Below are 16,903 nucleotides of genomic sequence, written 5' to 3'. Positions count from 1 at the left end.
GGCAGAGAAAATCCAAGCAAAACAACACGTTAGACGGTATTATTAATTCGCTTGCCGCTTAAGGTTCTGTACATGAGGCAAATTTAGGATAAAGAACAACTTCATATGGCAGAATAGAAAAGATTTTTCCTGTTTCCTCAGCCTTGCGTAGCTCATCCGTTTCACACGGCGTTTCCCGTGCCTCGACAAAGAGACCGCTACGAACAACAGATTGGCGAATTGAAATATCCATTCTCATCTCGATATCAGATCGCATCATCGCCTCCTTGTCGGTTTACTGTTTCTTTTTACCTGTCTGCAGTTTGGCATGCCGCCCGGGCTCCATGATATGGCTTGGCTTGCCTTACCCTATTAAGCAGGCGTTGCATGGATCACCTATCGCCATCAGATACGAGACCCTGTAGAGTATCAGTGGGCGAGAAGCCAACTGCGCCAGAGCGCTATGGTTGGTGGAAGGACCCTGCAGCGGCTCTGGTAGCTGTATTGGGTGAGACCCCAGCAAGGCCCCGTTTTCGGGGCCTTGCGCTATCTGAACATCAAAGGATGGTCTGAGTTAGTGCCGTGTCAGACAGGCATCATTGCTCGCTACCTGCCAACCGACAAAATCAATGCCACTCCTATGGTCGCTGCAAGCACAATGTGGGGAGAAAAATTCATAACACCGTACCGAGTTACGGATTTTCTCTGCTTAGCTATTCCCACGCACGCCGGTAACAACTTGATATCGAGAGGGTATAGAACATGAAAAACACCCACAAGGAACAAGATCTCAACAAGATCGAAGTCCTCGATCTCAGCAAACTATCGCAGCACTGCGCCATTTATCCGATGCAACCGACCAGTTAAATGCATTGCTGCCATCCAACAACATGGAAGAGCATGACGAAGATAACGAAGCAGTAAAACGGTGGTTTTTACTTAGCGATCACCAGCAAGGCAATCATGAATGAAGAGAAGGCTAGCTGACATCAAAACGCCGTAATGTAATCCGCCATCCGAGATGAAATCCCGCGCTACGCCTAGTGCAGGCCCATCGCTAGTCCCTGATCAATGCAAGGAGTGAGTTCAAGTTAACGGCATAAGCACAAGATGACGATTGGGCTGAGGCACTCACGTCGTTGGCTAGTTCAACTTACCAACTGTGTAATGAATTCGACCTGGACATGGCAGTGATCACAGACTGACATGATACCCTTAACACCACAGTGGTTTTCCCAAGTCCACGGAGGACTTGAAAATTCGAACCAGGTCAATTTTTCGCAAGAACAACCACAACAGGGGCAACAGAGACCTTTTCCGCCCATCAACTGGGCACTGTCCAAGCTCATCTTGATCCTTCGCCTAGGATGATTGCGCGCCTTATCCACGTCACGCCATGGATACATTTCCTTTTGCTGCTCATTCTTAGCCATATTGCCCTTAGGTCACATTAAGCAGGATCTTGCGGCTCCGGTACATGAACCATCAACTCCCCCACCGAACAGCCAAAGTAGTTACACAAGGCATCGACTGCGGCAGTGGTGGTGGAGTGACGGTTGGCCGGATTCTGCATTTTTGACAGTGATGTTCTGTTGACGCCGGTTTTCTCTGCGACCTCGATGAGCGTGATCTTGCGTTGCTCCCGAAACTCCTTCTCCGCGATCAGTTCCTTTAGCCGAAATCGGATCATAAAACCCCTAAAGAAATATATTTCAAAAATAACAGCAAATGTTCTTTGACAGAACAGTAAAACCACCCTAAAGTTCCCTCAAAGAACATTACATCCACATGGGAACGATGAGGTGCTCTATGAACAAAACCTTACTTACTGCTGACGAACTTGCCGAACGGATCAAGTTTAGCGCAGCTTACATCAATCATGGACTCAAAAACACGGTGTTCTTGGAGGGGACCCACTACATCCGGCCGTTTGGGGGACGGAAAGTCTTCTACATCTGGGAAGCGATCGAGCAGGAGATGTACAAGCCGAGTAACCGTCAGCTGTCGGTGATCCCGATGGCCAACGGAGGTATATGCCGTGGGTAGCATCCGAAGCCGTGACGGCAAACTCTTTTTCGATTTCCACTATCAGCAGGTGCGCTGTCGTGAGCAAACCATGCTGAAGGACACCAAGCTTAACCGCAGCCGACTAGAAAAAGTCATGGAGGAGATAGAAAGCGCCATCCGTCTAGGACGCTTCGTCTATCGTGACTACTTTCCCAGTAGCAAGCGATGTGCAGAATTCGAGCAACTAGACCAAGCAACACAAGACGTGATCACCCATGCACCTGACGCACCAAGGCTCATCAGCAATATGCCAAGCTTTGCCTCTTTCAGTCGGCAGTGGCTATCAGAAAATGAGGCCTTCTGGAAAACAAGTCATTGTCTCAACATCAACTCGATTTTTGAGCGCTACCTGCTGCCAGCATTCGGCTCTCAGCCCATCGATACTATTACAAGGGCTGACATACTGAATTTTCGCGGGCGGCTCGGCAAAGGTTACACAGCCAGCAAACGCAGCATAACCAATGACCGTATTAATCACATCATGACGCCCTTGCGCTGCGTGTTTAGTGAGGCGGCGATGCGTTGTGACTTCGAGAATCCATTCCAGAACATCCGCCCACTGAAGATCAGCAGAGGATCAATCGAGCCATTTTCCCTGGCCGAGGTGCGTACTTTTCTTGCTGGGGTACGAGCAGATTACGAACCTTACTATACGGTTCGTTTTTTCACCGGTATGCGTACTGCCGAGATAGATGGTCTGCTCTGGCGCTATGTAGACTTCGGCAAACGGCAGATCCTGATCGAGCAGGCATTGGTCAACGGAAAAGTTGAAACGCCGAAAACTCAGTCTTCATATCGAGCTATTCAGATGTCGGAGCCTGTCTATCAGGCATTACGCAAACAGCATGAGGCAACACGCCACTGTGACTATGTCTTTTGCAATGACGCCGGCAACCCGCTGGATCATCGCAATGTCACCAAACGGATCTGGTACCCCACCCTCCTCATACTGGGATTGAGCCGTCGGCGGCCCTACCAAACCCGCCACACTACGGCAACGCTCTGGCTGGCCGCCGGGGAAAGCCCCGAGTGGATAGCCCAACAACTCGGACACAGCACCACCAAGATGCTGTTTGAGGTCTACAGCCGTTTTATACCTAATGCGACACGCCAGGACGGCAGTGCCTTCAATTCGCTGATTGCATCAACCTGAGCATTGGAGAATGATGATGAAACAACTCTGCTGGTTAACCAGGATCGAGCGCAGCGGCCACTTGCCCATTACTGTCTGCGAACTACTTTACGGCAACGACCCCATACAGGCCCTTTTGACGGCCGATACTGCATCTAGATATCCTTATGAAAGTGGGCTTGTCGAAATCAACTATGAGACCACCCGACAAGGACACATCATCATTGATGCGCTGGTAGCTGTTCCAGCCAGGATCAGCTACGAACTGTATTCCAATGCTATCAGCCGGCTCAACAGGGGCAGCTTGCCGCTACTGACTCGATTCGTTGGGTTACTGGGATTTATCACAGATCCTTGCCTGCAGCGGTTTGTGTCCTACTGGTCGACACAGCCCGAGCAATTCAACGCCTTCATTACCATGCCGGCCAGCTACCAAGACCATCATGCCTTCCCTCACGGCCTGTTGGTCCACAGTCTCGAGGTGGCTGAATTGGCATATAGTAATGCACTGCGCTTGCATCATTCGGCCAAGGAGTGTCAGTTGGCACTTATTGCTGGATTATTCCATGACCTGGGCAAGATCTATAGCCAAACAGAAGCAGGGATCCATAGCTACCAAACGGGTGCTCATGAATGTTTGAGTTTTGCGTTGCTTGCCTCCCCCATGGAGGAATTGGCGCGTGAGGATTGGGATTGTCACCGTATGCTATCAAGCATGTTGGCTCCATATTCCAAGCATCGGAGCGAACAATATGCCATTGAGGGCATATTGAGGAATGCTGACCACAACTCATGCCAATCGGCCCGTTCGCACATGCTGTTTGAGGATAAACCGGCACATTTTCGTTTCATCAAGCATGGGAACCGCATGCTCAGGAGACTCCCGACATGATCCGCCAGCTCCCCGGGGCAGTACTGATTCTTGCAGGCCAGTGATTACAGAGGCTTCAAGGTTGCAGACAGAATGAGCATGAGCTGCATCATCGACAAAAATGCCCGTTGTCTGCGTCCATGGCTCCCCAGCTTACTATTGAGTAGGCGCACCTCCATGACCCCTAAACCATCGTGCTTGGGCAAGTATGGCCAGTCTTGCTGCTTTCCCTCGTCTATCGGCACACCAGCTAGACCTGCGGATTGTAACAATCCATTCCATTGCCCCAATATATGCGTCTTTTGTGTGACCTCCGCACCCGGTAATTGCAGCGTCAACTGAATATGACGCGCCTTAAAGCCCAGAGCACCACAAAGGGTCAAAAACTGTATGACTCGTCGACTACTTGGACTACGGATCAAATAACCCCTCCCTGGGACCAGATACCTCAATATCTGACAGCCATCCTGGATCGTCTGCCAAGTCAACGTCCCGTCATCCAAGCCTGTCTGCAGCTGTCTAAATAGAAAGTTCAGAATCTGCAAGGAGTAGGAATCCCGCTTCACCTTTCTTAGCTGTTGCTCTTCAATCGCTTTTGGAGCTTGCATCTCTTCACCCTGTCGTTTTTCACGCTCTATCAATCGATGGATCCAAGGCGATAACGCAGGGATAAGGGGGAGACGTTTGCCCTGTCGTGGGCAATGCTTCTGTACTATGGCTGCATGATCAAGCAACGCCCTTACCATCGCAGGCGAGACTCCCTCTTGATAGGCGACCTGTTCTGCTGTGCTCACCTGACAAGCCATCAAGATGGCAGCCCAGTCCAAAACCTGCAGTTGCCTGCAATGGCTGGAAACCTCAAGGCAGTGTTGCAGTTTTTTCACTGAAGCCAGACAGGAATCTGCGAGTACGGGCGGACTCACTGGTGCAACTAGCCGCTCTATTTCTCGGTTTTCGTATGTGAGTCGTTCTGCGAGGTTTTCACCCACATCCCTTCGAATGGCAAGACTACTGCGGCCCAATGTATGGTTCAGTAATTTTTTAAGGGGCAGCTCTCGAGCCCCCAAAGCAAGATAGCCAGCAATATCCTTCAGATGAAGATAGCTACCTATCGTTGTCGTCGGCTCCTCGTGCCCCAGTAGATGGCAAAGCACATACTGTCCCTTTCGGCTATACCCCCGAAACCCTAACCGCTGATAGAGGCGCTCGATCGCAGCGTCGGAAAAAAATTCACCCTGAAACATCCCAAGTTGACGTCTTCCGACTTCTAAAAGATCGCTATTCAGTCGAAACCATGTCCAGTTTGCAAAGCTGTGCCGTAAATGATGCACCCTGAGTGTTCGATCACCTGTGTACTGGTGCATCAAATCTGTAATGAGCCGATAGGCCCGCTCTGTTCTGTCGAATGACTCAAACACTGGCGCACTAGGCGAATCCCCCCTCGCCCGCTGATACTGGACCCGAGCCCGAAGTTTAGACAGATGGGACGTTGGCCACAGCGCATCTAAAGGAAGCACACGGTTTGCAGCCGTAGACTTTAGCCCCCGTTTTTGATTACGACGAATGTGAAGATCAATGTAGTCATAGGTATTGGGAGATGGCTCTAACGGCAGAAAATCCAGATCCGCCAGTTGCAGGAACGCCGCCTCACTACGTCGCAAGCCGCTAAAAAAGCATAAGCAAAATAGAAGATGAGCATCTCGAGCGATAACATCCTGCTGCGTACTCAACCATCCCAGGATGGCCTCAGCATGCGATACAGACATGAGGTTGGCATCTACCTCACTGTGACTGACCGCAATATCCAACTCGGCGACAGGAAGCTCAGGAACCAACTCGGCGTCTCGTAAAAAGGTGGCGAAATAGAGCACAAACCCTTTTCTGGATGGCGACTTCACCGCGTCACTGGTTCGATTGAGTAGCTCCACCCAGTCAACCCCATCGAGTTCACTTAATCGATAGCCGTTAAAATTCCCCAGAAATGCCGCACCGATGGTGGATACATAATCGACAATGGTCCCAGGTTTGAGTGACCGCTTTACCCGCCCACCATGCTTAAATAGAGAACGAGCCCACGCAACTAAAAACCAAAGGTAAGGAGCATCACTCGTAGCGTGTTGCTCCAACCAATCGGTAAAGCCATTTACCAGCGTACTGCGACTAATTGCCAACGGAGCATTAGAAGACTTGCCTGGAGGCGGACGAAGCAGACTCATTATCCGCTTCAGCTCGCTCAATTGAGCTGTCACTGTACTGTAGCGCTCTTGGTGCAGTCGGCATTTCCAGGCTCGTTTCTCTCGGACTGTCAGAAGATCTTGGTTGACTGACGCTATAACGCCACCACTGGGCACACACCTGTCCGTAACTAGCCGAACAAAGGTTTCCGGGTTGAGCAGTTGGCTTGGCAGATATCCCGTGTAGATCCCGTAGGCAATAGGGCTATAGCGAAGGGTATAGTCGATCTTACGAAGTAAACGCAGTTTAGATACACCGATGGTGTCATGGCGCCAATCAGACTGTCTCGATAGATAAAGGTTGACGTAGTAGATTGCGGGCCTGGCACCCGATACCGCCCCCCTAGGCTGAGCGCGTAGCCATTGCATCCAGAGAAGAGCCGCAGGATCAGGAAGAACATAGCGACACAGCTGCCCCTTGTACTCAAACTCAAGATAAACCAGCCCTTCGGCGTAGAACAATGGGGGAGCAGCAGCCAGAACGTGTATTGCCTGCTCCAAGGTCTCGACTCTGGCAAGGAAAAAGAGATAAAGCAGCAATCTGCCACGGAGATGGTCATTGGAGGGAAGCGAGCTAGGCCGATTCACTTCTCTCTGCAAGATGTCACATAATTTGGCGGCAGCATTTCCCAGAAGCAGGGTGTCTGGTCGTAAGATAGGCTTATCACGACGGAGCCGGATGATCGCAGGGACCTTTGCCGATGTGAAACCACACATCTTTTGCCCATGCACCAAAATAGCATCGAGGATCTGCAGCTCCAGTGCTTGAATCTCTGGTTCCGTTCTGAATTTGGCGACCACTCGCTTGAGAAACGCCGGCTCAAAATGGCTTATTGATTGATTAAACTGGATCGTCTTGAACAAGCTCTTTAGGACATAGCTAAATTCTTCTGTTACCCGTTCTGCAAGTGGCGACTTATCCAGTTGTTGCTCAATAAGAAAGCATAACTCATCACGCTGTTCACTCTCATACAGATCCGTCAGGAAATCGACGATGGTATGGCTTGCCATCCGACCTCCGATAACATCTCATCCAAAATAGGAGCCAGATAACGGCTGGCCTCTACATGACTTAATGCCGAGTAGTATCCCAAAGGGGTCTGCCCGGTCATCCAATGCCCCATCTGCCAATCGATCAACTCTGGCTCCACCTGCCTCTTGATCAACTGGCTCTTCATCCAATGGCGACCCGCATTAGAAGGCAGCCTCAGTTCCTCAGGAAGAAAGCTCGTCAGCGCTTTGGGAAATAGATTCACCGCATGCCATTGTCGATTGACCTGCTTGAAATGAAATAAGGGCCCCAGTTCACGCCGAGAGTTGCGAACAGACTGATACCACACAGAGGAGTCAGAAAGCCCTAACGCCAATAACACCTCATCCGCCTTGAGTAGCTGGTCAATAGTGTTAGCTAAGGCCGGCTCGATGCAACGCAGTAGCTCGGCAAGTGCGGCTAGGTGGGCAGCATAGAAGCCCAGTTGTTTTTCCAACAATTCCGGCATGCAGACCAAACGGGCATGAGTAAAGTCGCTGTCGTCCTTGTCACTGATCCCTAACAAACGATACGCCTGTAAATGCAACGACAAGGATGGCAGCGGGTTATATACAGCCCGATAGCCAGTCGAAAACATCAACAAATATGTTGTATAGGCCGCATATGCATTGTGATAACGGATGATGTCCTCAAGCGGAAACGTCAAGAACGGCTGAGACTGATCCACCCATCCAAGAAGATGCCGAACCAATGCTCTACATGTGTCCTGGGAGGGAGTAAATGTTGATCCAACCACCATTGGCTCATGCCAATACCGCACCTCAAAGAGAGTTGGACAATCAATTGTCGGATCTGCTGCCCGTATGTATTGAGAGATCTCCAGCCATAACCTGTGCAGCGTTCCAACTCGCTGCTCATCCTCGAGACAGGCATAACTCCTGGATACACGAGTGCGACTCAGCGCAAGCTGATAGCTGAAGTCGAGCACAACCGGGTCGACCGTGCCCATAGCGAAACAAAAGCGGTCTAAGAAGGAAGAAATTTTATCGAGGCTGATCCTGCTTCCACGTTGCAGATGATCAGAATATTTCTTTAAACGCTTTGCCAGCAGTTCGGCTGTAAACGTATCCGGCAATAAGGGGGCAAGCCCCCCATTGTAGTGCCCAGACAGCAACGAGATGAAGAATCGTGGACAGGCAGTGAACACATGATCAGCTGTGACTATCAGACCACGCCTTTGATCATCTAGCCCGCGTTTTGCGGAATAGGAAACAGGGAAGCTCCACCAACCATTTCCTTCTGGATCCAGGTAGAGACCAGATGTCACATCATGCAAATCATCAAATACATACAGTTGAGCCAACTCCCCAAGGGGTTTACCCAACAGCAACATGGCCCAAAATGCTAACGTGGTGGCATGCTGGCTACTCTGTAGAAATCGGATGAAACGTGCCAGGTCACCAGCTTTAAGCAGCTCTGTATTTTGCAGACAGACATTCTGCCCTCGACGCACTTTATTGGTGACATCGATATTTTTCTTCCGATTCAGCGCCCGGTCAAACACCCTCTCAATATCTGGGATCTCCTTTGTATCCCGCTCTTCAGTAAACTGACCTTCGACTTCTATAAATGTCTGCAGCGGAAAAAAATCATCCGTCTCAACACCCTCAGGATCCAGCACGTCTAGCAGACTCGGCAGCAGTTCTTGCAAAGCGCCATCGCATCCTTGAACAACGGACTTCTGAGTACGATTGAAACGTCTGGCTATCATTTTGTTATAGCGATGGATCCGGTTACCCCTTCGACCGCCCCCCCAGTTGCCAAGGAAGAAATGCACCAAGGTACGCATATAGTCGTTGTTTTTTTTCTCAAGCCTATTGCCACCATCCTTGCAATAACGATCTATCCGCAACGCTAACCTCTCGATACTGGAAAGGTCATCCTGAGTTAGGCATGCGGTTAATCCTTGAAAATCTAGGTTTCTGGCATCAAAGAGCAATCGACTAGCTGAGCAAACTAGCTGCTCACGGGTTTGACTTTTAGTATTAAATGCCGGGTCAGTCAGTTCGACCAGTGTCTTATAGTAGTGTTCAATGAAAAGGAGCTGTACGCTTCTTGCTTTGGAGTCTCTACTGTATTTGGTCAGGCGAAATAGCCAAGCGTAACATGGGGATATTTCACACCAACCGCTACCCATTCTTTGGTCCCAAAAAAAATCTTCTTGTTTAGGATCCGATATCGAGATCTGAAAGCCAAGAGCGGGCAAAAACCAGGATGGTAATTCAAAGATACGTTCGAGCTGCACTTTTGCAGCGGCATCCTGTGAATAATTATTCAGCGCCCATAGGATATGACCGAGCCCGCGCATAGTAGCTGGAGCCTGTATTTTTTCCAGCCAGGGAATCAACACTTCCTCGATTTCAAACGATTCGAGCTCAAATCCAGTCTGACTAGCGTACCGGCTAAAATGCTGGACCAGGTCTGGTAACAGCTCCCAGCCTGTCATCACTTATCACCCTGCCTGGTCGGGATAAATGTTTTGCTACTGATCTCTAACCATCCGCACAGATCGGCCTTAGTACGCAATTGCGGAAACAGTTGCTGCCACTTATCCGATCCAAACAGGCTGGACTCAGCTCTGCAGTCAAACCACGCATAAAGATAGTCTGCGATTGTCGCACTAGAGTGAGTAAAGCACTGCCGCAAAAGTGACCGAGTCAATTCATTCAAAAACAGCAATTCTCTCAAATCTGGCTTAGGTGCTTTATCCAATAGAAATACATTCACCGCTACTATTGGTTTACTGGTTGCTTGTTGCTGTAGCAGCCGGTGATACGTGAAAAAGCCGGCGATCACAGCAACCTTCTCACTCCCTTTGGGGCGGTATCCCATGATTGGACTCTGTATGCTATCGAGAACAGCCATGCCATGATCCTCTGCAGTGCAGGGTAACGACCACCCCCTTAACGCCGCGACAATAGATCCACGAGCGAGCACCTTCTCACATACACGATCCAGTATTAATGTTGATAGCGGTACTGACTCGAACCGTCCTCGCTCCGGCAATCGCTCGCAGTACTGTGCAAACTCGGGATGCCTCATATGTAGTCCTTCTAGAGCGTTAGGTCCGGGTTGGTAGTTCGAGTCTTCAAGGAAGCACCAGATTCTAAAAGTAACGCAGGTAATCCGGTCGGCTGCTATCAGTAAATAGCAACACAACTCGATTCTAGTGGACTCGGTCTGGTCTTTTTATGTCATCCATTCAGATTCACTCCCAACACTTCCTTTCGCACGTATTGGCGAAAAGAGCTGATAGCTGTAAAGCAGCGATAACCAGCCTGACTGGCCAACGCAATGGTTGAAGCATCCTCGTTCAGCAACACTGCAACCGGTTGGCTCAGCTCCTTCTGCAATCCACTCGGCCAAGCCAGATCGAACACTGCGATTTGCTCGCCCGAGTCCAGATCGGCATGGTCGAAGGCGATAATACCTCTGGACAACCCCTCACTCTCGACCCAGCCATTCAGAGCTTCTAGTTCCTGTTCTTCCTCTTCGCTACTAATCCCACCGACGACTAAAGGCTCAACACGCGGCACAGTATCTCCGGCCAGCCATCGGGTGTCGCCGTGCAGCAGTTTTTCCATCTGCCAGTTCAACTCGGCAGCCAGCAGTTCCTTGCGGGTTTCGAGGAAGTCGCGGAAGTTCTCCAACTTCCACAAGACCGGGTCGTTGGGTATCCATTGCGAGGCCAAAGCACCGGGATGCGCAGCTTCGATTTCGGGGAAATAGTCCTCCGGCAACCGGTCGCTAATCTGCAGGTTCGTGTCCTTGGTCAGGAAGCAGAAATTGCCCAGCGCATTGACCTCGGACTTACGAAAGCCAAGTGACTTGGCCTTGTATAGCTGCGCCTTGGGGAAAATGTGGTGCACCTCCAAGCGGCTCATTTTGCCCAGAAGATTAGCCTTCAGCGGCAAGCCAGTGCCCCAGTCCCGCGCCTCACCCATGCGGGTGAGCATGTAAAGCACCGGGTAGAAACGTGCGCCCAGGCTCCAGCCAGTAAAGTGGCCGGATTCAGCACGCAGGCCGCCATGCCAGAGACGCAGCTGTTCCAGCAAGCGGTCGAGATCACCGTCGCCGCCTTCCAGCGCCTCCAGATCCTTGTCGATGAAAGACTCGGTGGATCCTGAGAAACGACCCCACATCGCTGCTTGTACGAACCAGAACAGCAACTTGTCGCGGTCCTTCTCATTCATCTGACCGAGTTGGAGCTGTTGACGCTGATCGAGATAGCGAGCCATCACAGGTATGCCGAAACGTCCAAAAAATACCTGGTCGTGATCCAGACCTAGCCTTCCGGCGATAAGATTCAAACTAGTATCGATGTATTTATTAGCCCGCTGCAGCGCGTTTTGAATTTTGTCAGCGGGCTGATCATGCAGATATTGAAACTTGGCTTCACCAGTCAGCACTGTGTTGACCGAACGCAGCAACCAGTCGAGGTTGAAGTGATACCCGGCCTTGTCCCACTCGCCAAGCTTACCCTTCATCTTATCGCGGCCTTCCGGCCACTCGGCGCAGATTTTCGCAAGGGCAAGATCGCCCTTGGAGAGCTTGGTGCCGCCGCTGTTAACCCGGTTGAAGATATCCACCACCACGTCAAGCGTCTTGTCAGGGCCAGTGACCTCCTCGGCGTGCAGGTCTATCTCCAGAATGCCCAGCAGGTGGCTCAGTCGACCTGCAAAGTCGCCGATTTTTGGCAGCAGCTCCGGCTTCTGGCTGAAGGCGGCGATAAAGCTACCGACTCCGGCCGGCCCCTGTTTCATCAAGGCGGTAACATCGATCCACAGGGGATCATCCTTCATCTTGATCGGCTGGTAAAACTCGAAGGTCTGCGATTCCAGATTAAAACGCAGACCCGTAAATGCCTGAGTATTACCATCAAAGAACTTGGGTGGCTGGCCCCGCGCAACACCGTACAGTGATGTCATCCGCTGCTGGCCATCCAGCAACAGCTTGACAATCCCGGCTGCCAGAACGCCATCACCGCGATGGGTGGCAGTCTTGGACTCAGTGGCCCAAACCAGCAGGCCACCGACCGGATGTCGCCGATACAGAGAATCGAACAAGCTGCGGACCTGATCGCGGTTCCAAACATAACCGCGCTGAAACTCCGGCAGCGCCATATGGCCACTGTCGATATGGTCGAGGATAGTGGAAATTTTCATACCAGTCGGCTCCTTCCTGTGAGTAGTTGCTGCATCATGCATGGCACCTCATATGGGACCCTCTGCGCGTTAGATAGTGGTCATTTTAGAAACATTGGATTTGTGCCTATTTTGTGCCCAGATTACTTTAAAATCCAATATAAAAGACGCGATTAACTCACACCAAGAGATATAAATCCAACGCTACACTATTGTTTTATATGGCTTTGATCTTGAATTAAGATAAGTAAGCAAACATAAGACTTGATATAGCTATCGTCTTGACATGGTAGGGGTCGTTGGTTCGAATCCAATTAAACCCACCACTCCCCTGCAATGACACACAAAGTCGCTTTGCGCACCCTGCGTCCTTAGCTCAGCTGGTTAGAGCATCACCTTGACATGGTGGGGGTCGGTGGTTCGAATCCACTAGGACGCACCAGATTTGAAAAGCCCGCTTGATAGCGCAATGCTGTTCACTTAAGAGAATTTGAGTTCCAGTCCACGTAGTATCAGGGCTAAAAAATGAGGGAGGCATGATGCCTCCCTCTTTCTATTGCAAGCCACGCTGGATAAAGGCTGAAGGAACATCGACTGGAAACAGCCTTGCTCCCCCAACTCAAGTCGCATTTATGAATAATTAGTCAAAAATGTGCTTATCTGAACAGCATTGCGCTTGATAGCGGGCTTTTTGCATTGGTCGGCTCTGACACCCGCTCTCCCCCGTCATCTGCCTCCCTCTGTTTCCTCTGGCACGCGGGCAGCCGTTGTCGTGCCATGGCCGCCGCGTTTACCTCGCATTGTCAGAAGAGATCGAGCTGCTGGCCGCAGATCCGCTCGAACGACTCCCCCACAAAGGGAAGGATGGCGTCGGCGATGGGCCTGAGCTGCTTGTCGATATAGTGCTCGTAGTCGACGGCGCTGCGCCGGTACTCCAAAGGCTCGGGGCCGTTCAGGGTCATCAGGTAGGCGATGGTGCCCCTGTGCTGATAGCGCTGGGGCAGGCCGCGGCGCAGGTTCTCCTCGTCCGCCAGGCGCGCCGCCCGCACATGGGGTGGCACGTTCTTCTGATATTCCTCGAGTTTCTGGCGCAGCCGCTTGCGGTAGATGAGCAGATCGTCGTGACGGCCGGCCCGGGTCTCGTCCACCATGGTGCGCACATAGCTGCTGGGATCCTGGTCGTGGAATACCATTTCGTAGAGCCGGGTCTGGAATGCCTTGGCAAGGGGTGTCCAGTCGGTGCGCACCGTCTCCAGCCCCTTGAACACTAGGTGCTCCCCTTCCCCTTCGCCCACCAGTCCCGCATAGCGTTTCTTGCTTCCCTTCTCCAGCCCGCGAATGGTGGGCATCAGGAAACGGCGGTAGTGGGTCTCGTACTGGATCTCCAGATGGCTCGGCAGGTCGAACTCCCGCCTGATCAGCGCGGCCCAGTTGTCATTGATCATCTTCGCCAGTCGCTGGCCAATCTCGTCCGCCTGTTCGAGACGGATATCGCTCCCCAGGTGCACGAAGGTGGAGTCGGTGTCCCCATAGATCACCTCGAACCCTTCTGCCTCTATCCACTCCCGGGTCTGCTGCATGATGCCGTGGCCCCGCAAGGTGATGGAGGAGGCGAGCCTCGGGTCGTAGAAGCGGCAACCCCCCGACCCCAGCACCCCGTAGAAGGAGTTCATGATGATCTTGATGGCCTGGGAGAGGGCCTTGTTACTGGCGGCCTTGGCCCGATCCCGCGCCGCCCAGAGGGTGGCGATGAGATCCGGCAGGAAGTGGCGGGTTCGGGAGAACAGGGCGCCGCGAAAGCCTGGAATGGCGTTATCCGGGTGTTTGAGCCCCTCCACCAGCCCCATGGGGTCGATGCAGAAGGTGCGGATGATGCTGGGATAGAGGCTCTTGAAGTCGAGCACCAGCACGTGGCGATAGAGCCCCGGCTTGGAGTCCATCACATAGCCGCCGGGGCTGGCGAGCCCGCCGTCTGCCGGCAGGTTGGGCGCCACATAGCCACCGCGGTGCAGCCGTGGCAGATAGAGGTTGGTGAACGCCGCCACCGACCCCCCAACCCGGTCGAGCTCAAGACCGGTGAGGGAAGCGCGCTCGATGGCGAAGGGGATGAGGTGGCAGAAATCGAAGATCTCCCACACCAGCCTGCAATCTTCCAGGTTGTAGCGGGCCAGCGCCTCCTTGTCGGAGTGGAACAGCTCGGTGATCTTCTCCCCCCGGTTGGCCACGTCCTCGATGTCCTTGCCCCGCCCGAGCAGCTCGCTCGCCACCGCATCCAGGCTGTAGCTCGGGAACTGCCAGGTGGCGCTCTTGAGGGTATCGATGCCGTCCAGCACCATGCGCCCCGGGATGATGACGTTGCCGCTCTGGGGATCGTTTCGGGACGAGCGCCAGAAGCAGAGCTCCCGCCCACGCCCGAGCCGCAGCCGCCGCTTGTGGAGTTCGGCGCGGCGCAGCAGCAGGCGAAAGTCGAAATTCACCACGTTCCAGCCGATGACGAGATCGGGATCGTGCAGGCTGAACCAGCCCTCCAGGGCACCGAGCAGGGCGGGCTCGTCCGCCACCCACTCGACGGGGGTCTCCCAGTCCTGCGAGTCCGGCTCCGGGGCACCAATCATGATGACCCGCGCGTCCTCTTCGCTATGAAGCCCCACCGAAAAGAGGGTGCCATCCATGGCGCACTCCACGTCCAGGGAGACCCAGGAGAGGGTCGGCGTCACCGCCTGCGGCGCACAACGCGCCTCGTTTACCTCCCAGTAACCCTGCCTGCCCCCCTTGCGCCTCGCCTTGCCGTCAAAGCGCATCCCGGCGGTGATGAAGCGCTCCATGAGAAAGCGCTCGGGCAGGCGGATATCCGCCTCGAAGTGCTCCAATCCGCGGATGAGCAGCAGCTCGATGGCGCGGTGAAAGGCGCTCAGGGTGGCAAAGTAGCAGCCCACCACCCGGCTCCCCTCGAAGGTGTGCATGGGGAGGCGGCGAAAACGCCCCCTCACCCCGGCCCCCTTGAAGAGCTCGGCCGCCTCTTCCAGGTGGCGTTCCGGCAGGAAGAAGACCGGCTCCTGCCCCGGCACCACCACCCGTACCGGTCCCTGTGCGCTCCAGAGCCACATCACGATCTCGGTACGCCCCTGCACATCCCGACCATGGCGGGTCAGGATGAAGCCGTCGAGCGGCGGGGTCACGGGAGGGAGGGGCTGGATGTCGGTCATGCAGGTGGTCGGGCTCAAGAGTGGGATGGGACTATTGTACGTTCATACAGTACGCGGCTGCAATTGCCGGGCTGGGCCCTCAGGGCAGGCGCTGTGCCCCGTCTTTGCCATCCGGCGCCGGATTGGGGCATAGTAACCTCGGCATCACTCACCGGCACCGGGCGAGACGGCATGTTCTTCCCCCTGCAGACGCTGCAACCTGCGCGCGCGTGCGCCAACCTTTTCCTCGACAAGGAGCACCCCATGACACAACAGTGGCAACGCATTGCCTCCCGCCTCACCGATGTGGGAGGCATCCCGGTGGCTCGCGCCATCCCGGTCAAGGAGCGGCGCACCATCGGGCCCTGGTGTTTTCTCGATCATATCGGCCCGACCCGCTTTGCCCCCGGCGCACCCGGCATGGATGTGGGGCCCCACCCCCACATCGCCCTGCAGACCTTCACCTGGATGCTGGAGGGGGAGATCCTCCACCGGGACAGCCTGGGCAGCAAGCAGGTGATCCGTCCAGGCCAGGTGAACCTGATGACCGCAGGACGGGGCATCGCCCACACGGAGGAGTCGGTCCCGAACCAGCCCGATCTGCACGCCGCCCAGCTCTGGATAGCCCTGCCCGAGGCGGATCAGCATACCCCGCCCCGCTTCGATCACTACCCGACGCTCCCCCGCTGGCAGCAAGGGGAGATCACCCTCACCCTGCTCATCGGCGAGCACGGCAGCCAGCGCGCCCCCACCCTGCACTTCTCCCCCATTCTGGGGCTGGATCTGCACGCCCCCGAGGGAGGCGAGATCACCCTCCCCCTGGATCCCGCCTTCGAGCACGGCCTCTTTCCCCTCGCGGGGGAGACCATCGTCGCAGGGGAGGTCCTGGCCCCGGAGCAGCTCCTCTACCTGCCCCCCGGCAACCGGGAGGTGGTGCTGACCCTGCGCCCGGGCGCCCGGCTGCTGCTCATCGGCGGCGAGCCCCTGCCCAAACCGCTGCAGATCTGGTGGAACTTCGTGAGCGTCGACAAGGAGGCCATTCGCACCGCCGCCGCCGACTGGGAGAGCGGTCATCCGCGCTTTGGCGAGGTGACGGGTTACCAGGGGCCCCGTCTCAAGGCGCCGCCCCTGACCGGGCTCTGAGCCAGGGTCCAAAACAAAAGAGGTTCTTCGCGGGATCCTGGGAAAGTGGAAGTTGACAGACAGGGTGCTGGTAAACTGGTTGTCTCCAAACACACCA

11 protein-coding genes and 1 tRNA gene are annotated in these 16,903 nt (G+C 54.0%); 5 read left to right on the top strand and 7 right to left on the bottom strand.

The window, feature by feature from the left end; all coding sequences use genetic code 11:
* Window positions 1-58: 58 nt before the first annotated feature.
* Complete coding sequence (locus tag PG892_RS18395; RefSeq protein ID WP_127904553.1) at window positions 59-256, bottom strand: hypothetical protein; 198 nt, start codon at window positions 254-256, stop codon at window positions 59-61.
* A gap of 1,173 nt (window positions 257-1,429) precedes the next feature.
* Entirely contained in the window at window positions 1,430-1,735 is a 306-nt protein-coding gene (locus PG892_RS18390) for a helix-turn-helix domain-containing protein (protein ID WP_223943999.1), read from the bottom strand.
* Between the two features lie 53 nt (window positions 1,736-1,788).
* Here PG892_RS18390 and PG892_RS18385 point away from each other — a divergent pair, with 53 nt between their 5' ends.
* Genes PG892_RS18385 through PG892_RS18375 form a run of 3 tightly spaced genes read left to right on the top strand, consistent with a single transcriptional unit; the run spans window position 1,789 to window position 4,070 of the window.
* Window positions 1,789-2,025, top strand: a complete 237-nt coding sequence (locus PG892_RS18385; protein ID WP_053288475.1) for a hypothetical protein — start codon at window positions 1,789-1,791, stop codon at window positions 2,023-2,025.
* A complete protein-coding gene (locus PG892_RS18380) occupies window positions 2,018-3,199 on the top strand; it encodes an Arm DNA-binding domain-containing protein (RefSeq protein ID WP_053288476.1) in 1,182 nt (393 codons plus the stop codon). Before PG892_RS18385 ends, PG892_RS18380 begins: the two co-directional genes overlap by 8 nt.
* Window positions 3,200-3,215: 16 nt before the next feature.
* On the top strand, window positions 3,216-4,070 hold the full coding sequence (locus PG892_RS18375) for an HD domain-containing protein (RefSeq protein WP_270825649.1): 855 nt from the start codon (window positions 3,216-3,218) through the stop codon (window positions 4,068-4,070).
* A 44-nt stretch (window positions 4,071-4,114) separates the two neighbouring features.
* Here PG892_RS18375 and PG892_RS18370 read toward each other — a convergent pair whose 3' ends face one another.
* The 4 genes from PG892_RS18370 to PG892_RS18355 form a co-directional block, all read right to left on the bottom strand.
* On the bottom strand, window positions 4,115-7,294 hold the full coding sequence (locus PG892_RS18370) for a tyrosine-type recombinase/integrase (protein WP_270825648.1): 3,180 nt from the start codon (window positions 7,292-7,294) through the stop codon (window positions 4,115-4,117).
* Entirely contained in the window at window positions 7,264-9,780 is a 2,517-nt protein-coding gene (locus tag PG892_RS18365; RefSeq protein ID WP_270825646.1) for a hypothetical protein, read from the bottom strand. Before PG892_RS18365 ends, PG892_RS18370 begins: the two co-directional genes overlap by 31 nt.
* On the bottom strand, window positions 9,780-10,199 hold the full coding sequence (locus PG892_RS18360) for a hypothetical protein (protein ID WP_270805380.1): 420 nt from the start codon (window positions 10,197-10,199) through the stop codon (window positions 9,780-9,782). The genes PG892_RS18365 and PG892_RS18360 overlap by 1 nt, the downstream gene beginning before the upstream one ends.
* Before the next feature lie 329 nt (window positions 10,200-10,528).
* The gene (locus tag PG892_RS18355) at window positions 10,529-12,499 is read right to left on the bottom strand and encodes a GmrSD restriction endonuclease domain-containing protein (RefSeq protein ID WP_270825645.1); all 1,971 of its coding nucleotides are present in this window, start codon (window positions 12,497-12,499) and stop codon (window positions 10,529-10,531) included.
* Between the two features lie 344 nt (window positions 12,500-12,843).
* Here PG892_RS18355 and PG892_RS18350 point away from each other — a divergent pair.
* Window positions 12,844-12,920 (top strand) — tRNA-Val (locus PG892_RS18350).
* 361 nt (window positions 12,921-13,281) lie between these two features.
* Here the strand turns inward: PG892_RS18350 and PG892_RS18345 are convergent.
* Window positions 13,282-15,684: a DNA polymerase II gene (locus PG892_RS18345; protein ID WP_039039090.1), complete on the bottom strand. Its 2,403-nt coding sequence runs from the start codon at window positions 15,682-15,684 to the stop codon at window positions 13,282-13,284.
* Window positions 15,685-15,927: 243 nt separating this feature from the next.
* On the opposite strand from PG892_RS18345, the gene PG892_RS18340 reads away from it, so the two are divergent.
* Window positions 15,928-16,806, top strand: coding sequence for a pirin family protein (locus PG892_RS18340; RefSeq protein WP_210557345.1), 879 nt, complete (start codon window positions 15,928-15,930; stop codon window positions 16,804-16,806).
* Window positions 16,807-16,903: the final 97 nt, after the last annotated feature.

Source organism: Aeromonas sp. QDB68, from assembly GCF_027707405.1.
Lineage (GTDB): Bacteria > Pseudomonadota > Gammaproteobacteria > Enterobacterales > Aeromonadaceae > Aeromonas > Aeromonas caviae.
This window is presented reverse-complemented; position numbering and strand designations above follow the sequence as displayed.